Source organism: Pseudoalteromonas sp. MEBiC 03607 (genome assembly GCF_004792295.1).
GTDB classification, from domain to species: Bacteria; Pseudomonadota; Gammaproteobacteria; order Enterobacterales; family Alteromonadaceae; genus Pseudoalteromonas; species Pseudoalteromonas lipolytica_C.
The window spans coordinates 2797501-2822077 of the sequence record NZ_SRRY01000001.1; the positions used below are offsets into that span (position 1 = coordinate 2797501).

A 24577-nucleotide genomic window follows, 5' to 3' on the forward strand; every position below is an offset into this window, starting at 1 on the left:
AGCTAAGTGCTATTAACACTTAACCTTTCCTCCTTACTGAAAGTGCTTTACAACCCGAAGGCCTTCTTCACACACGCGGCATGGCTGCATCAGGCTTGCGCCCATTGTGCAATATTCCCCACTGCTGCCTCCCGTAGGAGTCTGGGCCGTGTCTCAGTCCCAGTGTGGCTGATCATCCTCTCAAACCAGCTATGGATCGTCGCCTTGGTGAGCCATTACCTCACCAACTAGCTAATCCCACTTGGGCTAATCTTATGGCGTGAGGCCCGAAGGTCCCCCACTTTGGTCCGTAGACATCATGCGGTATTAGCAGCCGTTTCCAACTGTTGTCCCCCACCATAAGGCATATTCCCAAGCATTACTCACCCGTCCGCCGCTCGTCAGCAAAGTAGCAAGCTACTCTCTGTTACCGCTCGACTTGCATGTGTTAGGCCTGCCGCCAGCGTTCAATCTGAGCCATGATCAAACTCTTCAATTAAAAGTTTTTTGTTTGAAGTAAACTTCAAACCATGCTCAATGAATTCTGAATTTTGATATCTTTCGATATCGAATTGACTGTGCGTTATTATTTTCACTTTTGAAAAAGTAAAATCAAAACAGCTCAAGGCTGAATCTTTTAATAACATATGGTCACTCAGTTCAATTGAGACTCTAAATTTGTTTGCGTCATCTAGCGAACTAGAATCTGCTGTTAGAACTCAATCTGTACGAGTGCCCACACAGATGATTGCTTTATATTGTTAAAGAACGTTTTGAGTTGCTTTCGCGTCTCGAGGGATGCGTATAATACATCCTTAATTTTTTGAGTCAACACTTAATTTTAAACTTTCTTTCTAGACCGTTTTAAACCGAAGTTTTACTTAACTCTCTGTCAGTTTGTTCAGCGCTTTTCATTGCTGCCCGCCGTGTCAGTGGATGCGCATTATAGGGAGATGGACTTTTAACGCAAGCACTTTTTGAAGGTTTTTTTGATTATTTTCAAATTAATCAGATACCCACCAAATGCAAACATGTTACCCACAAACAACTGTGGATAACTGATGATTTTTAGCAGAATAACTAAACTCTCCGCGCTTGTTATGGTAACTTGCGCCGCAGATTTTCCACTCGCTCACAAGGCAAGAAAAATGACAGACATTATAAATAGTATAAGTAGTCTCCTTTGGGGTCACATTCTGGTTTACCTTTTAATAGCTGCGGGGCTATTTTTCACTCTTCGACTCGGTTTTATCCAATTCACTCAATTCCCACATATGATCAAAGTGATGTTTCAGAGCCGCCAAGGTTCTGGCGATGGCATTTCTTCATTCCAAGCATTTTGTACTTCTTTAGCAGCGCGAGTTGGTACGGGTAATATGGCAGGTGTTGCCGTTGCACTTTATTTAGGCGGTGCCGGTGCAATTTTCTGGATGTGGCTTATTGCATTAATAGGTATGGCGACAAGTTTTGCAGAAAGTACCCTTGCCCAAGCATATAAAACGGTCGATGAAGATGGCAACTTTCGTGGTGGCCCTGCTTATTATATGGAATATGGGTTAGGTAAACGTTGGATGGGAGTCATTTTCTCTCTTTGCCTTATTCTTGCTTTTGGTTTGGTATTTAATGCAGTTCAATCAAACTCTATTGCTGCTGCATTTGATGTTGCGTTTGGGATTCCAAGCTATGTTGTCGGAATCGCCTTGGTATTAGGGTCTGGCATTATCATTTTTGGTGGCTTAAAAACTATTTCACGTTTTGCAGAAATGGTTGTGCCATTTATGGCGCTGGCTTATTTGCTAGTTGCACTCTATGTATGTGCCATGAACTACGATTTACTACCAAATGTATTCATGCATGTTATTAATAGTGCCTTTGGTATCGAGCAAGCAGGCGCTGGTGCAATTGGTTATGGTGTTATGCAGGCGATGATCCAGGGTATTAAACGTGGCTTATTCTCTAATGAAGCTGGTATGGGTAGTGCTGCAAATGCTGCTGCAACGGCAACACCTAACCCACCGCACCCAGCCTCACAAGGTTATGTGCAAATGCTCGGTGTATTTGTAGATACAATTATTATTTGTACTGCAACCGCAGCCCTTATTTTATTATCACAACAGCTTATACCTGATTCAGGTGTGACTGGTATTGCATTGACGCAAGCTGCCCTTGAAGAACATGTTGGTAGCTGGGGAGCAACCTTTGTTGCGATTGCAATTTTGTTTTTTGCATTTACCTCGATTGTTGCTAATTATTCTTACGCGGAAACCAATTTATTATTTTTAGAACATAACCATGCATCGGGCATGTTGATCTTCCGATTATTAGTACTTGGTATGGTGATGTTTGGTGCGCTCGGCGAATTACCTTTAGTATGGACGCTTGCCGATATTTCGATGGGCTTGATGGCAATTGTTAACGTCTTCGCTTTATTTATGCTTTCGGGTATCGTTATTTGGCTTGCGAAGGATTACAACTCACAACGTAAAGCAGGTAAATTACCTACTTTCGATCCTTCGCAAAACAAAAAGCTCGATCAAACTATTCCTAAAGGCGCGTGGCGCAAATAATCAAGCCAAGTGATTACTTAATTGGGGAGCGATTGTGCTCCCTTTTTTGTATTTGCTAATTTTTCAAAAACAGACAATATGAATGTGATTTGCTGTTCGTTAAGTTTGGATTCAAGCTGTGTAACAAGCTGCTCTTTTATTTGCGCTTTTAATGCTTGTTTTTGCTCTGCAGTTAATAATGGCTGCGATTGTTGCTGATAAGATTGCACGGCGGTGAGCATAGCCATCACCACGTCATTATCAAAGTCGGTTAGCGCCGCTTTAGCATTACTAATGGCTTGTTCTGATTTATCGAAGACAGTCGATACTTTATCGACAAGCACGCTCACCTCATGAATTTTCAGTACGTCGTTAATGTTCGACATAATAATCGCAACAGGAATGAGTACTAATGAGATTGCTAAACAAAGCCCAAATACTGCGCCCACCCAAAACTGATTTAAGCCACGTTTAAATTGCTCCATTATCTTTCCTTGATCCTATTTATTGATTAAAACTTGAAACGCGTTAGCTGTTTTAAAAAGACTAAGGAAACTATAAAGCTATTTTGGCAATAAAAAAATAATTTGATGAGATTATAAAAAGAAATATATGTGAAATAGAGAAGAGGTATTTTATGTAAATGGTGCCCGGGGCCGGACTTGAACCGGCACGCTGTTACCAGCGAGGGATTTTAAATCCCTTGTGTCTACCAATTCCACCACCCGGGCATCGGGTCGCTCGTAAGAGCATGTGGAGTATTATATGGAGGCGGAACCCGGAGTCGAACCGAGGTAGACGGATTTGCAATCCGCTGCATGGCCACTCTGCCATTCCGCCTTATCGCTTCCAAATAATTGGAGCGGCACACGAGGCTCGAACTCGTGACCTCAACCTTGGCAAGGTTGCGCTCTACCAACTGAGCTAGTGCCGCAAATTTTTCTTTATCAAAATGGTGCCCGGGGCCGGACTTGAACCGGCACGCTGTTACCAGCGAGGGATTTTAAATCCCTTGTGTCTACCAATTCCACCACCCGGGCATCGGGTTTGCTATTTAAAGCAAGTGGATAAAGCTAATATGGAGCGGCACACGAGGCTCGAACTCGTGACCTCAACCTTGGCAAGGTTGCGCTCTACCAACTGAGCTAGTGCCGCATCATATTAACTCTAATATTATTTTTATAACTACATTTGGTATTGTAGTTAACCACAAAATGGTGCCCGGGGCCGGACTTGAACCGGCACGCTGTTACCAGCGAGGGATTTTAAATCCCTTGTGTCTACCAATTCCACCACCCGGGCATCGGGTTGCTCATAGAGCGCGTGGAGTGTTGAATGGAGGCGGAACCCGGAGTCGAACCGAGGTGGACGGATTTGCAATCCGCTGCATGGCCACTCTGCCATTCCGCCAAATTAGATAATTGGAGCGGCACACGAGGCTCGAACTCGTGACCTCAACCTTGGCAAGGTTGCGCTCTACCAACTGAGCTAGTGCCGCTCTCTTTATCTTGGGGGCTATGCCCTCTCAACACGGACGCATTCTACAGAGATTATTAAACGCGTCAATATAAAAAATGCTAGTTTTGAACTGTTTGCTTATTTTTTATCTAAAACGGTGTGTAATTATACGCTTAGGATCAATTTTTGGTCAATTCTGACCATGCTGCCATTAAATACTGCAGCATAGAACTAAGCGTTAAGAATGTTGCAACGTATAAAAGACCATAACTTAAGTAGATCATCCATGTATCAAATTGCCAAATCAAACCAATAATGGCTAGCATTTGTGCCGCAGTTTTAAACTTACCCATGTTAGATACAGCTACATTGTCACGCTTACCCTGCTCTGCCATCCATTCACGTAATGCAGAAATAACGATTTCGCGGCTAATAATAACTAATGCAGGTATAGTCATATACAAACTTTGATAATGGCTTGATAAAGCAACCAGTGCTGCACACACCATTACTTTGTCAGCAACAGGATCTAAAAACGCACCAAATGGCGTTGACTGATTTAAACGACGCGCAAGATAGCCATCAAGGATATCTGTGATTGACGCAAGCCAGAAAACAAACGCAGCTGCGAAAAACGCCCATGAGAAAGGCAAATAAAATATCACCAAAAAAATGGGGATAAGAAAAAGTCTAAAGGTTGTGAGTGTGTTTGGAATATTCCACATAACTACTTGGAGATGTCTTTTTTTACTATATTCGCACGAAGGCTACGCCTTGTCATGCAAATGATTAAATATCTTTTCAGCCATTTCAGGGCTGATCCCAGGAACTTGTTTTAATTGGTCTATATTAGCAGCTTTTACCCCTTGCATGCCCCCTAAATATTTTAATAATGCCTGTCGGCGCTTTTGTCCAACACCGGTAATTTCTTCTAATAATGATTGCGTGCGTTGTTTTTGACGTTTATTACGATGCCCAGCAATAGCAAAACGGTGCGACTCATCACGTATATGTTGGATTAAATGCAGTGCCGGCGCGTCTGAATCAAGTGGTATTGTTTTTCGTCCACCATCAATTAATAGCGTTTCTAAACCTGGTTTTCGGCTTGTGCCTTTTGCAACACCCACCAGCAATGGCATTTTATTATGTGGCCAGTTTTCAAAATATTGTTCAGCACGAGATAATTGCCCTTTACCCCCATCGATAAAGATGACATCTGGAATTTTTTCTTCATCGACTACTTTGTTGTAGCGTTTATTAAGTGCAAATTCCATTGCAGCATAGTCATCACCGCCAGTGATGCCGGTAACATTAAAACGGCGATACTCTTTATTATTTGGACCTTGCGAATCAAACACCACACAACTTGCAACCGTGTTTTCACCCATTGTATGGCTAATATCAAAACATTCCATACGATTTATATCATCAAGACGTAATGTTTCTTTTAATTGTGCATAGCGTTTATTAATTGAGTCCTGCGTGCTTTGCTTAACACTAATGCTGTTAAGGGCATTTTTATTAGCAAGCTTAAGATACTGAGCTCGCTCACCGCGATTAGCGACTTTTAAACTCACTTTACGCTCAGAAATTGCCGTAAGTGCATCGCTTAGAGGCTCACTCTCTTCGATTGTAAACGGTAAGATTATTTCTTTGGCAATGCGCCCTGTTGCACCAGGTGCTAAGTAATACTGGCCTAAAAAGGAAGTTAAAATCTCTTCTTGCCCAGAGTCTTTGGGCACTTTGGGGAAATAGGTTTTGCTACCAAGTACCTTATGATCGCGGATCATTAATAAGTGAACCGCATTTAAACCATTTAAATGCGCAAAGCCAACCACATCCATTTCGGCATGGTTACCGGAAATCGATTGCTGTTCCTGCATTTTCCGAAGTAACATAATTTGGTCGCGTACTTTTGCAGCGAGCTCAAATTTAAGCTCTTTACTTGCTTGCTCCATTTTAGTAACTAAATCGGCAATGACTTCATGAGATTTGCCCAACAAAAACTTACGTACAAAATCGACTTCTTGTTGATATTCTTCATCGGTAATTTTATTAACACACGGCGCTGAGCAACGTTTTAACTGATATTGTAAACATGGACGACTTCGAGCTCGGTAATAGGCATCTTCACATTGGCGAACCGGAAAGATTTTTTGCATTAAACGCAGGCTTTCAGATACCGCCCCTGCACTTGGGAATGGACCAAAATACTCGCCTTTGATTTTACGACTACCACGATGAAAAGCGAGTCGCGGGTGTTTGTGATCAGTTAAAAGAATATAAGGGTATGATTTATCATCGCGCAGTAAAATGTTGTAGCGAGGCTGATATTTTTTTATTAAGTTGTTTTCAAGTAATAAGGCTTCGGTCTCTGTGTTAGTCAGGGTGACTTCGATACCGCAAATATTGCTTACTAAGACACGTGTTTTACTATCAGTTACATTACTGCGAAAGTAACTAGTTACGCGCTTTTTTAGATTTTTAGCCTTACCGACATAAATAACTTGCCCTTCACTATCAAGCATTCGGTAGACACCGGGCTCACTTGATAGTGTTTTAAGAAAACGGGCTGGTTCGAAATCAGACATTGAGCAAATTAATGCGAACTATCAATGTCGATCATTTTGTGACGTATTGCTAAATGCGTAAGTTCAACATCACCACCCACATTTAGCTTTTCAAACATGCGATAGCGATAGCTATTCACTGTTTTAGAACTTAGGTTCAAACGCTCTGCTATGTCTTGTGCCTTTTCACCTTTGGTGATCATCAGCATAATTTGCAGTTCACGCTCAGAAAGACTCTGAAACGGATTTTCGTCTGTGCGTCCGCTTACCTGTGCAAGGGCAATTTGCTGAGCAATTTCAGGCGCGATATAACGTTGGCCGGCATTTACAGCACGAATAGCGTTAACCATTTCATCAGAGCCGGCACCTTTAGTTAGATAACCATGAGCTCCGATTTGCATCACTTTGCTTGGGAATGGATCTTCACAATGCACCGTCAGCACGATAATTTTTACATCAGGGCAATAACGACAGATTTTCTTAGTTGCCTCTAAACCACCGATACCTGGCATGTTCATGTCCATCAACACGATATCAGGCGAATGTTGACGGCAAAATTGCACCGCTTCTTCACCGGTTTTAGCTTCACCAACCACTTTAAAACCACGAACATCATCAAGTATACGTCTGATACCTGTCCGTACAAGCTCATGGTCATCAACTAAAAGTACATTAATCAATGGAACACCCTCAAATAACCCAAATACATGCTTGTGTAAATTTAATGTGCCACATTAGCACAGAATGAGTGAAACAATAAATCAAATTATTGTTTCACTCATCATTTTATGCGGCGTTTTTCTCGCTAAAACGATCAACCCACAGCGCAATAATACCATCACCTGTAACATTACAAGCTGTACCAAAACTATCCTGTGCTAAATAAAGTGCAATCATTAATGCCACTGCGCCTTCATTGAAACCAAGCATACTTGTTAATAGTCCTAATGCCGACATAACCGCACCACCCGGCGCTCCAGGAGCTGCAATCATGACAACACCTAACATCATAATAAATGGCAACATACCAAATAGTGATGGTACATCCATATTCGGTGATAAGAACATCACTGCCATTGCACATGTCACAATGGTAATTGTTGAACCCGATAAATGGATGGTTGCACATAACGGCACTGTAAAGTTTGCAACATCTTCTTTTACATTATTAGCTTTACTTGAGCGCAGCGATACAGGAATTGTTGCTGCACTCGACATTGTACCTAAAGCAGTAAAGTAAGCGGGTAGCATATTTTTTACAAGCTCTAATGGGTTTCTTTTTAATAAAAGTCCCGTTGAGACATATAAAACGGTTAGCCATAACCAATGCATGATCAATGCTGCAAGTAATACAATACCAAATGTTTGCAGCGTATCTACCACAGTGCCAGCGACTGTCATCTCTGCAAATACACCGGCAATATAAAACGGTAATGCTGGAATAATAACCTTTGCTAATAAGCCATCAATTACATCACGACCCTGATCAGAAACTTTCTTCAACATATCAAGTTGCATTTGGCTCATACCAATACCAAAAATGAAAGCCGCAGCTAACGCCGTCATTACGCTCATAAGTGGTGGAATTTCTAAATCAATAAAGCTGCCCACTTCTGTAGCTACTTCAGCTTCGAACGTTAAGCCCCCATCAAACAATGGGATCATGGCGCTGACTAATAAAAACGCTAAGGTTCCAGCAATAATCGTTGACCCATAAGCAAAACCGACAGTTTTGCCAAGTAAGTGGCCAGAACCTTTTGGTAAGCCAGCAATACCAGATGCGATAAAAAATAAAATAATCAGTGGAATGGTAAAGGTGATCAACTGACCTATTATTTCTTTTACTGTATAGAGGAGTTCAACACCTGTTAGCGGCACATACAAGCCCACTAAAATACCGGCAACAATACCAGCAATTAATTTTAGAATTAAATTCATAACGATCACTTCAATTTTTAGGTGGTAACCTTTTACCACGTTTTAGTTTACTTTTGTTATAAAACAGCCAAATTAACGTTTAACTGCGCAAATTACCACCACAGCTTCGCAGAATCTAATTTGAACGTAAATATATGCGTCCTATCGCGTTGCATTTGTTAACAAAGTTGCAAGTTAATAACATGCTCGCAATTTTGAATACCCGTGTAGTTCTTATGTATAAATCTATATTAAGTGCCGCTCTACTGAGCACACCTTTTACTTCCTTGGCCACCAGCCAACCCATCACCCTCCCTTTTGTTGCGGAACAAGCAACAATTGACGGAAAGCTAAATGAACCAAGTTGGCAACACGCAAAAAAAATCACGATTGATAATGTCACATGGCCTTATGAAAACAGCAAAAGCCCAGTGACCACACACGCCTATGTCTATGAAGATGGCGAGACGTTATTTATTGGCTTTGAAGCAAACGACCCAAATCCAGAACTAATTCGCGCTTTCTATCGTGATCGTGATGCAGCATGGGATGATGACTTAGTGGGGCTGAAAATTGATTCATACAATAATGCTCAATTAGCTTATCAGTTTTTTATTAACCCACTTGGCGTACAACAAGACTCGATAGAAAACGAACTGACTAAACATGAAAGCTCATCATGGGACGGTATTTGGGATAGTGTTGGTGTTATTCACGATAAAGGCTACACAGTAGAAGTGGCTATTCCCTTACGCGTATTGAATTTTGACGACAGCGTAGCAACCAAAACGATGGCGATGGAGTTTTTACGATTTTTACCGCGTAGTGAACGTTTGCGTATCTCAAATATGCAAATTGACCATGGTAACAATTGTTGGATTTGCCAAATGCCAAGTTACCAAGGTTTTGAACAAGCAAAGCAAGGCAATAACGTGGCGATTATTCCATCTGTGGTGCTTGGCAAAAATGAGACTCGTGATATCGATGGCGCACAAGTGGCTGATTGGGAGTCAGAGAACAATACTGAAGCCAGCCTGGATGTTAAATGGGGGATCACCCCAGATATTACCTTAAATGCGACGATTAACCCTGACTTTTCACAGGTTGAAGCGGATGTTGCTCAATTGAGTGTGAATAATAATTTCAGCTTGTTCTTCCCAGAAAAGCGTGCCTTCTTTTTAGATAACGCTGACTACTTTGCATCAACACTTAACCTTATTCATACCCGTAATATTGCCCAACCAGATTATGGAACCAAGATCACAGGTAGCAAAAATGGCCATACATTTGCCGGTTTTATTGCCAATGATACGCAAACCAATGTGTTGATCCCGGGCAATTTAGGTTCATCTCTTGTCGCCCTTGACGAGAAAAGTGAAAACGGTGCTCTGCGATACCGATACGACTTTGAATCAGGGTTATCACTTGGTTCAACAGCAACTCACAGACAAAGTGATGATTATAAAAACACGGTTTATAGTATTGATAGTAAATACAAACCAACAGTGAACGATGTTTTCCTAGTACAAGTATTAAAGTCACAAACGCAATACAGTCAGGATTTTATTGGCGAGTTATGTGATGGTGATAACTGTTTACAACCTGAGCAAGTAATTTGTGAATTAAATAGTGATTGCGACTATAACGAAGGTGTACTTCGTGTTTTAAGTAAAGAACAACAATCGGGTACTGGCTACTATGTTAAGTATCAACATGATGAGAAGTACTGGCGTGCATTTGCTGACTATAATTATCGCGATGCTGATTTAAGAGCTGACTTAGGTTTTATCTCGCAAGTTGATTTTAAAAAGTTTACTACAGGTGGCGAATACCGCTGGTATGGTGATAAAGGTAATTGGTGGAACCGCGCTAACCTGTATGCCGATTGGGATATTACCCACAACGAAAATAATGAACTTCTTGAAAAAGAAGCACAAACCAGCTTTTCTGTCAGCGGCCCATTACAAAGCTTTTTTGAAGTCTCTGTTGAACACCGAAACCGTACAGGTCTTCGACACGATAAATCACGTTTAGATATAGACGGCAACACTGATTTATTTAGCGAAAATGGCGTTGGCTTTTACAGTGATTTTAAACCAACCGCTGGGGTCTTTGCTTCTTTATATATGTATACAGGTAATGCCGTTGACTTAGCCAATAACCGCACTGGTGATAAGTTTCATATACGCCCGGTACTGAATATGAACCTTGGTAAACATTTTGAAGTACGTTTACGTCATACTTATGAGCAACTGGAAGCAGATGGAAGCGAAGTATTTACCGCAAATTTAAGTGATGTGCGGTTAACTTACCAGTTTAACGTGAATAGCTTTTTACGCCTTGCAGTCATTTATACCGATTTAGAACGTAATCAAGCTAATTACATTGATGATGTAGATAGCCAATATAAAAAGTTAGCCACCCAGTTATTGTATTCTTACAAACTGAACCCGCAAACAGTATTCTTTGCAGGTTACTCTGATAATGGCTATCAAGATGATGAACTTTCATCGATAACTAAAGAGCAGCGTACCCTATTTGCTAAATTTAGCTACGCTTGGTTACTTTAAGACTCCATTAGCGCACCTTTCGGTGCGCGCCCTTCTTTTCCCACCTTATTACTAAATGCTATAAGCCTATTCGCTATATGTTATAGCCAAACTTTACTTTCGTTTTTTAATAGTCACAGTAAAGTGTGACTATTACAGATCAATAGCCTAAGCTAGTTGATCACGATTGAATAAATTGCTTCCAAGGGAACACTATGTCTAACATTTTTGAAGATAATTCATTAACAATTGGTAATACACCGATTGTAAAGCTTAACCGCGTAACCTCAGGTAATGTTTTTGCTAAAGTAGAATCACGTAACCCAAGCTTTAGTGTTAAATGCCGTATTGGCGCTTCAATGATCTGGGAAGCAGAAAAGTCAGGCGTATTAACTAAAGACAAAGAGTTAATCGAGCCGACTTCTGGCAACACAGGTATTGCACTTGCGTTTGTAGCAGCTTCTCGTGGCTATAAATTAACCCTGACTATGCCTAATACGATGAGCCTAGAGCGTCGTAAACTATTAAAAGCGTTAGGTGCTAACCTAGTTTTAACTGATGGCGCTAAAGGTATGAATGGCGCGATTGAAAAAGCAAAAGAAATTCAAGCAAGCGAGCCTGGAAAATATATTCTTTTACAACAATTCGAAAACCCAGCTAACCCAAAAATTCACTTTGAAACAACGGGTCCTGAAATCTATGAAGCAATGGACGGTAAAATCGACATCTTCGTAGCAGGTGTTGGTACGGGTGGTACTATTACCGGTGTTAGCCGTTATTTGAAACTCGAGAAAGGCCTAAACGTGCAATCTGTTGCTGTTGAGCCAACTAATTCTCCAGTTATTAGCCAAACCTTAGCTGGTGAAGAAATTAAACCGGGTCCTCATAAAATCCAAGGTATCGGTGCTGGCTTCATCCCAGGCAACCTTGATTTAGAAGTTGTTGATGCCGCTGAGCAAGTATCAAATGAAGATGCAATTGCAATGGCTCACGAGCTTATGAAAAACGAAGGTATTTTAGTAGGTATTTCGTCTGGTGCTGCAGTGGTTGCTGCAAAACGCCTTGCTGAAAAACCTGAAAATGCGGGTAAAAACATCGTTGTTATTTTACCAAGTGCTACTGAGCGTTACTTATCTAGCCCATTATTTGCTGAAGAATTCAGTGAAAAAGAGTTAGTTCAATAACGAGTGCAGTTAATTTAAGAAAGGATGCCAAGGCATCCTTTTTTATTACCAAGCAAAAATAAATCCCACAATTTTACTAAGTTAACTTTACATCTCAGTCATTTAGTCACACACTTAAAATTATTTAATCTAGCAAATCAAAGCATAATGAAAAACGTACTCTTAATTTTTGCTCTATTGAGTAGTTGCTTAATGTTGGGTTGTGGCTCTGAAGAGTCACCTCAGGGCGAAAAAAATACCCCAGGCAACACAGCCACGCTTTATTTTGATGCACTGTATAACCAAAACGATTTAAATCAAGCCATGGAATACGCAACTCCAAAAATGGCTCGCATTATGAAGTCTTATGGCACCGCAAACCAATTCGCTCGTAACCTAATTAACATGCAATACGACGAAGTTGTAATTGAAGTTGATATGACCAATATGAGTTTACGTGAACAGTACGGTGATAAGGCTAATATTAATTTAATCTTTACGGGTTACTTCAACGGTAAAAAAGTGGATGATATGCGCAGTGTAAAAATGATCCGCAAAAAAGGTAATTGGTATATAGAAAAGATTAACGCCGATCCATTTGCTCGATAGATAGTTATCTTAAAGTAAAAATGGGCCTAAAAAGGCCCATTTTTTGATTCCGTGTATAAATTACTCTTCATCAAATTCTTGGTGTTGACGCTGTGCAGGACGCGCTAAGATCTCAACATAAAACGATGTTAAGCCTTTGGCTTCAATATCACTAATACATTTATTAATCTCTGCTACGTGAACAACTTCGGCTTCATCCGCTGATTCACCAAACTTACAGTCAAATGCCCAATAATCAGCACCAGCTGGGAGTGTTTTATTACGCTCACGTTTCAAATATTTTTTTACTTCGTGTTTGGCTGCATCAACCATGCGAGGGTACTTAATCTTCTCGTGGTTAAGCGTGAATGTCTTCTTCATTATAGTCCTAATAGCTTGGTTCAATGACAATGGCGCTAAGCCATAGGCACACAGTATAACAAGGCCATAAAAAATTAGCTGTATTTTTTCTTATGTTGCTTGAATTTACTTATTAAAGTGTAGATTAATTTATTTATGTGACAATGTAGTTAATCAATTAGGCTGAAATTAAATGCAAAGGTTGATGAATAGCATCTTCTGTTAAGCTATCGTAAAAAGCTGCAGCGTCAATTTGGGCACGCTCAGTTGGTTGATTTTTATCAAGGTAGCGTTTTCTTACTGCGGGCTCACAATTGTCTATCACTTCTAGTGGAATGTGATTTTTATCATCTCGAACATGCAATGGCTCAGGTGCTAAACAATGACGTAAGCGAATGTCTGAAAGACCACCTTGAAGTAATCGAAGAGCATTATCTTGACCAATCAACATATCAAATTGCTCTGGTGCTAATGATTGCTCAGGACCTGCCCCTAACTGGGCTCTAAGTACCTCTTCTGAAACGTGAGGATTACTTATTTCTGTTTTAGGTAGATGAAATTGACTAAAATCAAGTGCGTCATGTGAGAGCATTGCTAATAATAATGCAAACTCACCAGAGCGATGTTCATGAACACTTTTATTAAGACGATTATCGAGTTGACTCTCATTGAGCAACAAACCATCAACTTGCATAGACTTTAGCCAAATAGATTCCAGATTAATCAGTTATCGGCATTAATCCAATTTTCTTTAGTTTTTTTCTTTACTTAAATAACCAGTTTGCTATTATCAGCGCCGTTGCATTGGAGGGGTTCCCGAGCGGCCAAAGGGATCAGACTGTAAATCTGACGGCTCAGCCTTCGCTGGTTCGAATCCAGCTCCCTCCACCACTTCCTTCTGGTAGTGGGGCCAAATGCAATAGTAAAATCTGTGTGGAGGGGTTCCCGAGCGGCCAAAGGGATCAGACTGTAAATCTGACGGCTCAGCCTTCGCTGGTTCGAATCCAGCTCCCTCCACCACTCTTTACTCTTTCTAGCTTTACTCTTTCTAGCTTATCGCTACCAACTCAAACTACTTCCATTTTGTTTCAACCATTGCTCAGCGTTTTTATAGTCTGGATAAAACTGTCTAACACGTTGCCAAAACTTAGCACTGTGATTCATATGTTTAAGATGAGCAAGTTCGTGTACAACCACATAATCAATCACCCATGTCGGTGCACTCGCTAAATGTAAATTAAAGGTCAGCTCTCGACGCTTATTACAACTTCCCCAACGACGTTTATAATGTTGAATTTTAAGTTTTGTGGGCAGAGCTTCAGACATCTGCAAACAATAATCATGAACACGCATTTCGATATAACTCTCTAGCTTTTCGTGTAAAAACTGCTCGAGCAGTGCTAAATAGTTTGCTTCTTGATGTTTGACCCGTGATGAAATAGATAAAATAAGCCGACACTGTGCATCTTGTTGCCAAGTGCTTTTAGTGCCTTTAGCAAATACTATCGGCACATTTTGTCCAAATAACTTAATCGCCGCGTTTACAAGAGGAAGTTGGCGGCGTTCAGCATGAATGGATTGTTTGGCAATTTGTTCATCGACCCAATCTTGCTTGGTCTTTAACCAGGCATCAATCTCAGTTTGTGGAACATAAAAAGGCGCATAAACAGTGAGTTTCTGTTCAGCAACTTTAATTGCCACTGTGGTTCTGCGTTTACTGCGCTTTAGGGTGTAGTTCAACAAATATAAGCCAATTCAATTAATAAAAAGTATGGATTCCATTTTACCCTGTAAAATAACTGCTAATCTATAAAGATGACCAACAAATAATTTTCATGTTTATGTCTGATAAACCTTGTTGTAGTTATACCTCGCCTTCAGGAAAGAAATGCTTGGAAACCGATATGGGGTCTGGATTCTGTTTTTGGCACGATAGTAAGTTTGATAAGTCAGGACTAGATCTAACCCAGAAATTAGAGCGTTATGCGAAAAAAGGCGGTTTACTGCATGGGTTACAGCTAAAGCGCGCTAACCTCAGTGGTCTTAATCTTATTAAGCAGGATGATGAGGAGGGATATGACCTATCCTACTGTAACTTTTATCGAGCAAACCTATCAGGCGCACACCTTTTTAATAACAAAATCGCTAACGCCTCATTAATGAAAGCAAATCTTCACGATGCCAGCTTACATTATTGCGATTTAAAGAATACAAACTTATTAGGGGTTAAGTTTAATGATAGTCGTATTGACAATATCGACTTAGGCGAGCATTTACTGCAAGAAGCACAGGCCATTAAAGCTCGCAAAAATAGACAGTATGATGAAGCTCGTGACTTGTTCGAACAATCCGAAGAGATATATCGAAACTTAAGGAAGGCATCTGAAAACCAAGGACTTTTTGAACTGGCTGGCAACTTTACTTATAAAGAGCTTAGAATGCGCCATGCCCAATATCCAAAAGGATCAACAAAACAAATTACGTCGAGTTTTATTGATATGCTTTGTGGGTATGGTGAAAAGCCTGAAAACGTTATTCGCTTTAGCCTTTCGCTGATAATCTGCTGCGCAATTTGTTACTTTCTATTCGGTGTCAGCTATAGCGATACAATTTTGCAACTTAGCCTTGAGAACACTTGGCAAGACAACTTATCTGCCTTATTGAATAGTTTTTACTTTAGTGTAGTAACATTCACAACGCTTGGATACGGAGATATAACTCCAATAGGTTTTTCACGATTTATTGCTGCATTAGAAGCATTTTGTGGTAGTTTTTCTCTCGCTTTGTTTGTGGTTGTATTCGTAAAACGTATGACTCGCTAAAGCATAATGTATGAACCAACGTGCTTTTTAGCTTGATACATTTTTTTATCTGCTCGGTTAATTAGTTCTTCTGCATCAACAGTGCTATCAAGTGGGGCTGCGATTATGCCAACACTTAAATGTAATTCCGGATACTGCTCCTCAAAAATACCTATTAGCTTTTCACAGATATGGGTTGCGCTAGCAACTTCACAATCTGGCAAAATGATGCAAAATTCATCACCGCCGTAACGACATGGAACGTCTATTTCACGAATATTTTCCAACAAATATTGGCCTATGTACTTGAGAACTTCATCGCCTTTTTGATGGCCTTGCGTATCGTTGATTGATTTAAAGTCATCTAAGTCAAAATAGACAATTGTAAGCGGTGATTTATGGCGCCGAGCTCTTGCTAAGTCACGCTGTAAAAGCTCTTGCATTACGCGTCGATTATAAAGGTTCGTGAGAGGGTCTAGTTTAGCCAGCTTTTCAAGCTCTTGAGTTCGTTGTGCGACCTTTTCTTCAAGTCCTTTTGCGTAGACTTCTGTTCGACGTTTTGCGTTCTCAATCTCTCCAACTAAGCTATCTATGTAAGTATCAAACACTAAGGTAGTATCAAAATAAATTAATCTATCAATAACCGTTAGAGTTTGTTGTAATTCAGTGTGGTCACTAATCTTATCTCTAAGCACATCAAAGATCAGTTCTTTAAGCGTACAAACTGCCGACAAATAGAGTTTAGGTTCTACCCCAATACGTTTGTGAACCATACCAATTCTTAGTCTATTGTTGACATATTCATGCTCATAGCGACCACAAAATAAATCAATAATATATTGACGCTGCGCATCTCTTAATCGGGTTAATGTATCGGCATCACCAATTAACAATGATATTTCATCGACTTCTGTTTGCTTTTTATAAAAATCACTCACCACATCTTCAATCGCTGATTCAATAATTGGTTTGTAATTAATTAGTGATGATAAACTTTTCGAAGTGAGCCCCAGTAAACTCATTCTGTGCTGAATTTCAACGTCATTAATTTTCATTTGGTCTACTAAAGTCTGTTCAGTTCTACGCATTTACCACCTCAAAATACTCCTTTTTAACTAAATATAGCCAAGGAATTAAAACCTACGAAGTTTAGTTAGAGTATTTTCTCAAAATAACTAACAATTTATATTAGACTAGTTATAAAGGCAGTGACGAATAAATATGATGATAAATACGTTTTTTATAACCGATCAAAATCCCAGCTTAATTGTTAATGGGCTCTACGACCCCACATTAGTGACGCTTTCAATCGCAACAGCTATTTTTGCCGCCTATTTTTCACTTTATATTATAGATTTAGCAAACAAGACTGAGTTTATCTCGTACCAAAGGTTAGGCAGTGCAACGGGCGCATTAGTAATGTCTGGTGGGATATGGAGTATGCATTTTATCGGTATGCTCGCTTTTTCTCTGTGTACCACAGTTAATTACGACCCCACACTCACGTTTTTATCCTTCTTACCGGCATTTCTAGCTTGTTACATATGCTTTTCAATCTTCAGGCGCCATTATATGTCGGGTATCCCGCGTGCAATTAAATTGGCCTTGGGATCAGTTTTACTTGGAGCAGGTATTGGCACAATGCACTATACAGGCATGGCTGCAATGGAGATGAGCCCTCTACTTCGCTATGACCCTAGCTGGTTTTCAGCCTCCATAATTGTTGCTGTCCTTTTATCTTTTATCGGGTTGTATTCACGTTTTCATTTGAGTGATCACTTCAAGGCACTATCAGCGCTCCAAAATCGCCTTATTTGCGCCATTATATTTGGTTTTGCAGTATCAGGAATGCATTACATGGGTATGGCTGCAACTCGGTTTGTAGCCACATCCCCTCTGCTATCTGAAAATGTCCAAACATCGCAGCTGGTTTTTATTGCAATTAGCGTCTCATTCGCCACCGTATTACTTACCACTCTAGTCGGAATATTTAACGGTATGGTGCGTTTTCGCTTGCTACTCGCTGAAAAGTCTGCAGAAGAATCTCGTCTAGAAGCCATTTTAAGCACTGCTGTTGATGGTATTGTGACTATCAACATCAAAGGAGTGATATTGAGCTTTAATAAAGCAGCAGAGAACATTTTTGGCTGGCAGCAACACGAAGTGTTAGGCAAAAATGTAAAAATACTAATGAATGATGATATTGCAGCTCAACATGATGACTACTTATCAAATAGCAGTAATCATGAAGTTAAAAAAATCATCGGGGTAAACCGAAATGTTTATGCTAAACACAAGCATGGGCACTTATTTCCTATCCGGTTAGGGCTTGGCGAAGTAAAACAACCAGACAAAGAGCCACTGTTTGTCGGTTTTATTACTGATCTAACAGAACAGCGTGCTTTGCAGCAAAGTCTTGAAGAAAAAGAGAAACAATACCGCACCTTAATGGATAATATGCCGGGTGCTGTATTTCGGTGCCTATTAGACGAAAACTGGAGCATGCTGTTTATTAGCCCCAGCGTTTTAGATTTAACGGGATACAGCCCTGATGAGTTTGTTTCAGGTCGAATTAATTTTGAGCAAATCATTCATGGCGATGATAAACAATCTATTAATGAAATTATCTCAAATGCTGCAGTAAACAACACTCAATACGCCGTTGAATATCGCATTCGCCATCGCAACGGTAAGATTATCTGGCTACTAGAGCAAGGATTAGTAAACGAAACTGTCGATACTGATAAAAAGTGCATTGATGGTGTATTAATCGATATCACGGCTCGTCATGAATATGAAGAATCACTAAAGCAAGCAAAGCAAGAAGCTGAGGCTGCGGCTCATGCGAAGCAATCATTTATGGCAAATATGAGTCATGAAATTCGCACACCTATGAATGCTATTATTGGCTTTAGTGATATTTTAATGGATAGCCCATTAAGTAAAGAACAGCAAAAGCATATTATTACCGTTAATAAGTCAGCACGCTCATTACTGCACTTGCTTAATGAAGTATTAGATTCCGCTAAGTTAGAAAAGGGCAAACTCGACATACAACTTGAGCATTTTAATTTACAGACACTGCTCGATAACATCGTTTCTACTTTTTGGCTTGAAGCAAAGCGAAAAAATTTACTGCTTGATCTGAAGATCAACGACGATGTTGCACCTGTTTATATCGGTGATGAAATACGTATTCGCCAAGTTATGAATAACTTGCTAGGCAATGCTATCAAGTTTACAGAGCAAGGCTCTGTGACAGTCAGCGTCAGTAAAACACAAAATAATCAACTCTTCTTTGAAATTAAAGACACAGGTATTGGTATTGCTAAACACCGTTTAAATGCTATTTTTCAACCATTTGAGCAAGCTGATGGCACAATGACTCGACGTTTTGGAGGCACAGGTCTTGGTACGACTATCAGCAAGCAATTAGTTGAATTAATGGGTGGGACTATCAATGTAATTAGCGATGAAGGACAAGGTAGTTGTTTTTATTTCACGCTCCCCTTACAAGAGGGAGATGCAAAACAAGTTGATATGCTTAATCACAGTAAGCTCACCTTACCACCTTTGCGAATTTTAGTTGTTGACGATATTGAGCAAAATATCGAGCTACTTAAAATCTTGTTATCGCAGGCAGGTCATACTATCACAACCGCTAGCAATGGTTTTGAGGCTATTGCAGCGTTCGAAAAGCAAACTTTCGATGTCATTTTAATGGATATTCATATGCCTGAGTGTGATGGTTTAACCGCGTGTAAGAAGATACGGGAATTAGAGCAAATACAACAACTAAAGGTTACGCCAATTATCGCCCTCACCGCAAGCGTTCTTCAACAAGATAAGTTGACAACTAAAGAAGCTGGCATGAATGGCTTTGCGAATAAACCTGTGGACATTAGTCAACTAAATCATGAAATAGCCAAAGTACTTGGTTTAGACATTAGTACTACCCATGATTACTACGAAAGTAATGATAAAAAACACATAAACTACGATAAAGGGGTGTTATTGTGGGGTTCGAAAGAAAAGCTAAATACTGAAATTGGCTTATTCCTAGCTAACCACCAACATAGTATTCTACGACTTAAGGGATCCACACTCAGCGAAGCAGAGCAAAAATCAATTTTACATACATTAAAAGGTGTTGCTGGGAATTTAGCACTTGCAAAATTATTAGACCTACTGACTTTAGCTGAAAAAGAGCGTGAAAAGGATAGCTTTGCTGCACTGATTGACGAGTGTGAACAAGAATGGCGTATTCTTTACTCTCAGCTTGGGGACCTTAACCAGTCAAAAGTTGATCAACCGCTGGAGCACGCTATTCCCATAGGCGCATTAATAGCTAAAGTTAATAAACTGCTCACGCAAGCTGAACACGCAGAAATAGACGATGAACTATTAAACCTTGTTCAAACAGAGGCTCCAGCGGAGTATAAAGACAGGGTTGTTGAAATTTGTGCGCATTTTGATAATTTTGATTTTGATGCAGCGATGCAGGCTTTAACTGAGTTAAAGCAATGCCTCTTAGCTGCTAAGGAACACAAATGACTCCCGTTTCAGAACGTGAAAGAATTCTTGTAGTCGACGACGAACCTGCAAACCTCAAAGTGCTCAGAGAAGTGCTCGCTAAAGATTACCGGCTATCATTTGCTAAGTCTGGCGAGCTTGCATTGCAGCTTGTTGAAAATGAACCACCAAAGCTAATTTTACTGGATATCATGATGCCAGATATGACTGGTTTTGAAGTCTGTAAAGTATTAAAAGCAAACCCCAAAACAGCGCATATTCCAGTCATTTTTGTCACCGCGCTCTCTCATGAGCAAGATGAATCTGAAGGCTTTGCCCTTGGTGCAGTCGATTATATTACCAAACCAATTAGCCCTGCGATTGTAAAGGCTCGTGTAAAAAACCATCTATCGTTAGTTCATGCTGAACAGTTACAACTGGCGCATATTGATTTGATCCAACGCTTAGGCCGCGCCGCAGAATACAAAGACACCGACACTGGCGAGCACATTTCTCGTATGAGCCGTTACAGTAAAATATTAGCACTTGCCTATGGTATGAGTGAGCATGAAGCAGAGCAGCTTAGGCAAGCAGCGCCTATGCATGATATCGGCAAGATAGGAATTCCTGATGCTGTTCTTTTAAAACCAGGACGTTTAAATGAGCAAGAGTATGAGCATATGAAACAACATGCTCTCATTGGCGCTAAAATTCTAGAAAACTCAAGTTCGCCATTATTACAGCTCGCTCATAAGCTTGCGCTTGAACACCATGAAAAATGGGATGGTACAGGTTACCCGTATGGCCTTAAAGGCGAAGAGATCAGTATTGAAGGACGTATTGTCACAATTGCAGATGTATTTGATGCATTGACGTCGAAGCGCCCTTACAAAAAAGCCTGGTCAGTTGAAGAAGCCATCGACTTATTGAAAGACGAAGCCGGTAAGCATTTTGACCCACAACTTATAGATTTATTTATCGGTCAAATAGACAGCATCATAGAAATCAAAAACACTTACAGCAACTAATAGTGTATTTAAGGCCTCATTTGAGGCCTTTTTTAATTGCTTCATAATCGTGAGAAGTAATTTCATGGCTGTTACCTGCACAGTCTTTAAAATACATTGAGTAAGTAACACCATGATCTGCAACAACGGTTTTAATATCAAATTGAGCTAGATGCTCAAGCCACGCTAAAAACTGTGCTGCATCTGCGCCAAAGGCAATTCCTTTACTTGTGCCTTCTGCTTCAAATAGCGCCAAACGAATCGTCTTTGCTTGATCTTCTAAAGTTAAAGGGCCTTTTCCTTCATCCCAAAAAGCGAGTTCAGGTACCACACTAAAACCAAGTACTTGTTGATACCACTTTACTGCAGCCGCTAAATCATCAACATTTAAATGGCAGTGATCAACTCCAGATAGTGACGGAATAGCCATGTTACTCCCCTATCTCAGTTTTCAACTGTTCTAAAAATGCGAGCATGTATTCTGTGCGTCGTTTAGCCTCATCCTTTGCTGATGGCGTGTTCATACTCTCGCTGATGTGTAACAACTTAATGAAAAAATGATCGAGGGTATATTTTGTATCGTCTGGTTCGCGGTTTAAACAAAATGGATCGTCTTTATGATACAGGTAGCGACCAATTGAGCCCCCTACTTTCATACAGCGGCTTACCCCAATTGCGCCTAATGCATCCATTCGATCAGCATCTTGCACTATTTGCGCTTCGACGCTTTGTACTTTGATATTGGCACTAAAACTATGTGCCGCAATAGCATGATGAATTGCGCTAAAATACTGCTCAGGATAATGAATTGAGGCTAAAAAACTCAACGCTTTGTCTGCGGCCATAGTCGATGCTTTTGCACGGTCTGGGTGATTTTTTGCAACCGCAACACAATCATGTAACCAAGCAGCTGGTAACACTACTGCCATTTCTGCCTGCTCGGCAATACATAACTGTTTTGCAACCCTCACAACACGCTCGATATGACTTATATCGTGTGCGACATCGGCATGGAGTAAAGACATAATAAAATCTCGACACTGAGTTTCTAAAGCTGCAAAGTCTATTTCTGGCTGCATATACAGGCTATTACCATTAACTAATTGAAATTATGCTTACTTTAGCGTGCTTACTGGATTTGTTCAAAACATTCATTGTATGTTTGCCAGTGCTTCATTAAACTATGCCCCCTTTTGTTTGACGCGAGAATCCCTATGTCATCTGCTATTTACCTGCAAGCTGGACGAGAAAAATCATTAAAAAGAAAACACCCATGGGTGTTCTCAAAAGCCATTAAAAAAGTAAAAGGTAAGCCAGGACTAGGGGATACTGTCACTATCTATGACAATGACGGTAAGTTTTTAGCCATTGCTGCTTACAGTCCGCAATCGCAAATTCGCGCTCGCGTATGGAGCTTCGATCAAAACGAAATCATTGACCAAGCATTCTTTGAAAAACGTTTGCGCCGTGCCTATGCAGCCCGCGAGCAGGTGATCAGCGAAGGCGGTTTAACCGGTTTTCGTTTAAGTGCTGCTGAGTCTGATTACCTTCCCGGTATTACTATCGATAAATTTGATAATGTACTTGTTTGTCAACTACTAAGTGCCGGTGCAGAACGCCATAAAGGTGAAATTGTTGCTGCACTGATGGCTATTTTCCCAGGTTGCGATATTTATGAACGATCAGATGTTGATGTTCGCACTAAAGAAGGTCTTGAGCCAATCAAGGGCCTACTTTGGGGTAAGGAACCAACAGAACCTGTCATCATCGAAGAAAATGGCCTTAAACTCGAAGTAGACATTATTGAAGGCCACAAAACAGGCTTTTATTTAGACCAACGTGATAGTCGTGCTGCTCTTGAGCGCTTTGTTAAAGACAAAACAGTATTAAACTGCTTTAGCTACACAGGTACTTTCTCGCTTTATGCGTTACGTGGTGGCTGTAAGCACGTTACTAACGTAGATGTGTCACAGCCAGCGCTTGATACTGCTAAGCGTAACGTTGAGCACAACAACCTCGATTTATCTAAAGTTGATTTTGTGAAGCAAGATGTCTTTAAGTTATTACGCCAATACCGTGATGAAGGTGTGCAATTTGATACTATCGTTATGGATCCACCAAAATTTGCTGACAACAAAGCGCAATTAACGGGTGCGTGTCGTGGTTATAAAGATATCAATATGATTGCGATGCAAATCTTAAAACCAGGTGGAACCTTACTCACCTTCTCGTGCTCTGGATTAATGGAACAAAACTTATTTCAAAAAGTGGTTGCGGATGCTGCCCTTGATGCAGGTAAAGACTTATTGATCATGGAGCGACTAAACCAAGCTGCCGACCACCCAATTGCTGGCAGCTACCCAGAAGGCTTTTATCTGAAAGGCCTGATCTGTAAGGTTTACTAGTTAAAATTTACAATTTCTAAACCGGCACTCAAGGAGCCATCTTGCTCCTTGGTTGCTCGTATCACACGGGCTGTTGCATCAAATGAAGTAATTGCTGTACTTGTAGAAGCAATTAACACTCGATACAAGCTACCTATTTCTAATACATCATCAAGCTGCACAGCTAACCCTGTGGCACTTAAATCTGTACAAATTGCAGCAACTTCTTTGCCCTCTCCGCCTTCTAGCGGAATTAACTTTGCGGGGGTGTGAATTTGCATACGGCGAAAGTCACGTTTCTCCTCATGAAACATATGGCCTCCTATACCAGTGTTTTTATTTTCTCAATAAGTGTTTTAACAGAAAATGGCTTCACTACATAGGCGTCACATCCGGCATCAAAACCCGCTTTTTTCTCAAGCTCTGTCTCAAGTCCAGACACCATAACCACAGGAATTTTTGCTGTTTCAGGTGTATTTTTTAATAATCGACACGTGTCATAACCATCAAGGCCAGGCATACATACATCTAAAAGGATTGCATCAGGGGGCTCAGCAATAGCCGATGTTAAGCAAGAGGCCCCTGAACTCGCGTAACTTAGCGAAAACTCATTTCCTAAACTTGCTTTGAGCATCTCATAATTAAAATATTCATCATCAACAATTAAGATAGTTTGTTGAGGCCGATTTATGCTGCGCTCAGGAATAGAAATCGGTCTTTCCTTTTCAATGCCCACACTCTCT

General features: G+C 40.4%; 21 protein-coding genes, 10 tRNA genes and 1 rRNA gene (1 of these 32 cut by a window edge). 10 read left to right on the forward strand and 22 right to left on the reverse strand.

What is annotated here, in order from left to right; genetic code table 11:
- Positions 1–478 (reverse strand): 16S ribosomal RNA (locus E5N72_RS12830) (it extends 1063 nt beyond the left edge of the window).
- A 649-nt stretch (positions 479–1127) separates the two neighbouring features.
- On the opposite strand from E5N72_RS12830, the gene E5N72_RS12835 reads away from it, so the two are divergent.
- Positions 1128–2546 carry a sodium:alanine symporter family protein gene (locus E5N72_RS12835; RefSeq protein WP_135925291.1) on the forward strand — a complete coding sequence of 473 codons (1419 nt, stop codon included), beginning with the start codon at positions 1128–1130 and terminating at the stop codon, positions 2544–2546.
- Between the two features lie 17 nt (positions 2547–2563).
- Here E5N72_RS12835 and E5N72_RS12840 read toward each other — a convergent pair whose 3' ends face one another.
- The 13 genes from E5N72_RS12840 to E5N72_RS12900 all read right to left on the reverse strand — a co-directional run bounded on the left by E5N72_RS12840 (position 2564) and on the right by E5N72_RS12900 (position 8491).
- On the reverse strand, positions 2564–3010 hold the full coding sequence (locus E5N72_RS12840) for a hypothetical protein (RefSeq protein WP_135925293.1): 447 nt from the start codon (positions 3008–3010) through the stop codon (positions 2564–2566).
- A 159-nt stretch (positions 3011–3169) separates the two neighbouring features.
- A tRNA-Leu gene (locus E5N72_RS12845) sits at positions 3170–3256 on the reverse strand.
- A gap of 35 nt (positions 3257–3291) precedes the next feature.
- Positions 3292–3365, reverse strand: a tRNA-Cys gene (locus tag E5N72_RS12850).
- Between the two features lie 18 nt (positions 3366–3383).
- Positions 3384–3459, reverse strand: a tRNA-Gly gene (locus E5N72_RS12855).
- A gap of 19 nt (positions 3460–3478) precedes the next feature.
- A tRNA-Leu gene (locus tag E5N72_RS12860) sits at positions 3479–3565 on the reverse strand.
- Positions 3566–3604: 39 nt separating this feature from the next.
- Positions 3605–3680, reverse strand: a tRNA-Gly gene (locus E5N72_RS12865).
- 60 nt (positions 3681–3740) lie between these two features.
- Positions 3741–3827 (reverse strand) — tRNA-Leu (locus tag E5N72_RS12870).
- 34 nt (positions 3828–3861) lie between these two features.
- Positions 3862–3935 (reverse strand) — tRNA-Cys (locus E5N72_RS12875).
- A gap of 12 nt (positions 3936–3947) precedes the next feature.
- Positions 3948–4023: transfer RNA gene (locus tag E5N72_RS12880), tRNA-Gly, on the reverse strand.
- 139 nt (positions 4024–4162) lie between these two features.
- Complete coding sequence (pgsA, locus tag E5N72_RS12885) at positions 4163–4708, reverse strand: CDP-diacylglycerol--glycerol-3-phosphate 3-phosphatidyltransferase (protein ID WP_062566986.1); 546 nt, start codon at positions 4706–4708, stop codon at positions 4163–4165.
- Positions 4709–4750: 42 nt separating this feature from the next.
- Positions 4751–6574 (reverse strand): excinuclease ABC subunit UvrC, encoded by a 1824-nt coding sequence (gene uvrC, locus E5N72_RS12890; protein ID WP_135925296.1) that lies wholly within the window; start codon positions 6572–6574, stop codon positions 4751–4753.
- Between the two features lie 8 nt (positions 6575–6582).
- Positions 6583–7233 carry a UvrY/SirA/GacA family response regulator transcription factor gene (gene uvrY / locus E5N72_RS12895; protein WP_054553647.1) on the reverse strand — a complete coding sequence of 217 codons (651 nt, stop codon included), beginning with the start codon at positions 7231–7233 and terminating at the stop codon, positions 6583–6585.
- A 106-nt stretch (positions 7234–7339) separates the two neighbouring features.
- Positions 7340–8491, reverse strand: a complete 1152-nt coding sequence (locus E5N72_RS12900) for a dicarboxylate/amino acid:cation symporter (protein WP_135925298.1) — start codon at positions 8489–8491, stop codon at positions 7340–7342.
- A 215-nt stretch (positions 8492–8706) separates the two neighbouring features.
- Here E5N72_RS12900 and E5N72_RS12905 point away from each other — a divergent pair, with 215 nt between their 5' ends.
- From E5N72_RS12905 to E5N72_RS12915, 3 genes are all read left to right on the forward strand, one after another.
- Positions 8707–11040 (forward strand): carbohydrate binding family 9 domain-containing protein, encoded by a 2334-nt coding sequence (locus E5N72_RS12905; RefSeq protein ID WP_135925301.1) that lies wholly within the window; start codon positions 8707–8709, stop codon positions 11038–11040.
- Between the two features lie 194 nt (positions 11041–11234).
- Positions 11235–12203, forward strand: coding sequence for a cysteine synthase A (cysK, locus tag E5N72_RS12910; RefSeq protein ID WP_135925303.1), 969 nt, complete (start codon positions 11235–11237; stop codon positions 12201–12203).
- Positions 12204–12395: 192 nt separating this feature from the next.
- Positions 12396–12791 carry a hypothetical protein gene (locus E5N72_RS12915; RefSeq protein WP_235383619.1) on the forward strand — a complete coding sequence of 132 codons (396 nt, stop codon included), beginning with the start codon at positions 12396–12398 and terminating at the stop codon, positions 12789–12791.
- A 60-nt stretch (positions 12792–12851) separates the two neighbouring features.
- On the opposite strand, the gene E5N72_RS12920 is transcribed toward E5N72_RS12915, so the two are convergent.
- Together E5N72_RS12920 and E5N72_RS12925 are read right to left on the reverse strand one after the other, a co-directional pair.
- Complete coding sequence (locus E5N72_RS12920) at positions 12852–13151, reverse strand: DUF6172 family protein (RefSeq protein ID WP_135925308.1); 300 nt, start codon at positions 13149–13151, stop codon at positions 12852–12854.
- A 157-nt stretch (positions 13152–13308) separates the two neighbouring features.
- Complete coding sequence (locus E5N72_RS12925; RefSeq protein WP_135925310.1) at positions 13309–13824, reverse strand: VC2046/SO_2500 family protein; 516 nt, start codon at positions 13822–13824, stop codon at positions 13309–13311.
- 112 nt (positions 13825–13936) lie between these two features.
- Between E5N72_RS12925 and E5N72_RS12930 the strand changes: the two genes are divergently transcribed.
- Together E5N72_RS12930 and E5N72_RS12935 are read left to right on the forward strand one after the other, a co-directional pair.
- A tRNA-Tyr gene (locus E5N72_RS12930) sits at positions 13937–14021 on the forward strand.
- A 44-nt stretch (positions 14022–14065) separates the two neighbouring features.
- Positions 14066–14150, forward strand: a tRNA-Tyr gene (locus E5N72_RS12935).
- 39 nt (positions 14151–14189) lie between these two features.
- Here the strand turns inward: E5N72_RS12935 and E5N72_RS12940 are convergent.
- Positions 14190–14870, reverse strand: a complete 681-nt coding sequence (locus E5N72_RS12940) for a SprT family zinc-dependent metalloprotease (RefSeq protein WP_135925312.1) — start codon at positions 14868–14870, stop codon at positions 14190–14192.
- A 101-nt stretch (positions 14871–14971) separates the two neighbouring features.
- Between E5N72_RS12940 and E5N72_RS12945 the strand changes: the two genes are divergently transcribed.
- Positions 14972–15952 carry an ion channel gene (locus E5N72_RS12945; RefSeq protein WP_135925315.1) on the forward strand — a complete coding sequence of 327 codons (981 nt, stop codon included), beginning with the start codon at positions 14972–14974 and terminating at the stop codon, positions 15950–15952.
- Here E5N72_RS12945 and E5N72_RS12950 read toward each other — a convergent pair.
- Positions 15949–17019: a GGDEF domain-containing protein gene (locus E5N72_RS12950; RefSeq protein WP_135925317.1), complete on the reverse strand. Its 1071-nt coding sequence runs from the start codon at positions 17017–17019 to the stop codon at positions 15949–15951. The genes E5N72_RS12945 and E5N72_RS12950 overlap by 4 nt on opposite strands.
- A gap of 136 nt (positions 17020–17155) precedes the next feature.
- Between E5N72_RS12950 and E5N72_RS12955 the strand changes: the two genes are divergently transcribed.
- Together E5N72_RS12955 and E5N72_RS12960 are read left to right on the forward strand one after the other, a co-directional pair.
- Entirely contained in the window at positions 17156–20485 is a 3330-nt protein-coding gene (locus tag E5N72_RS12955) for a PAS domain S-box protein (protein ID WP_135926291.1), read from the forward strand.
- The gene (locus tag E5N72_RS12960) at positions 20482–21471 is read left to right on the forward strand and encodes a two-component system response regulator (protein WP_135925320.1); all 990 of its coding nucleotides are present in this window, start codon (positions 20482–20484) and stop codon (positions 21469–21471) included. Before E5N72_RS12955 ends, E5N72_RS12960 begins: the two co-directional genes overlap by 4 nt.
- 16 nt (positions 21472–21487) lie before the next feature.
- Here the strand turns inward: E5N72_RS12960 and E5N72_RS12965 are convergent, their stop codons facing one another.
- Together E5N72_RS12965 and E5N72_RS12970 are read right to left on the reverse strand one after the other, a co-directional pair.
- A complete protein-coding gene (locus E5N72_RS12965) occupies positions 21488–21880 on the reverse strand; it encodes a VOC family protein (RefSeq protein ID WP_135925323.1) in 393 nt (130 codons plus the stop codon).
- Position 21881: 1 nt separating this feature from the next.
- Positions 21882–22529 (reverse strand): HD domain-containing protein, encoded by a 648-nt coding sequence (locus E5N72_RS12970; protein ID WP_135925325.1) that lies wholly within the window; start codon positions 22527–22529, stop codon positions 21882–21884.
- A 135-nt stretch (positions 22530–22664) separates the two neighbouring features.
- On the opposite strand from E5N72_RS12970, the gene E5N72_RS12975 reads away from it, so the two are divergent.
- Positions 22665–23855 carry a class I SAM-dependent methyltransferase gene (locus tag E5N72_RS12975; protein WP_135925327.1) on the forward strand — a complete coding sequence of 397 codons (1191 nt, stop codon included), beginning with the start codon at positions 22665–22667 and terminating at the stop codon, positions 23853–23855.
- Here the strand turns inward: E5N72_RS12975 and E5N72_RS12980 are convergent.
- Both E5N72_RS12980 and E5N72_RS12985 read right to left on the reverse strand, forming a co-directional pair.
- A complete protein-coding gene (locus E5N72_RS12980) occupies positions 23852–24148 on the reverse strand; it encodes a PilZ domain-containing protein (protein ID WP_135925330.1) in 297 nt (98 codons plus the stop codon). The genes E5N72_RS12975 and E5N72_RS12980 overlap by 4 nt on opposite strands.
- A gap of 8 nt (positions 24149–24156) precedes the next feature.
- A complete protein-coding gene (locus E5N72_RS12985; protein ID WP_276605837.1) occupies positions 24157–24564 on the reverse strand; it encodes a response regulator in 408 nt (135 codons plus the stop codon).
- Positions 24565–24577: the final 13 nt, after the last annotated feature.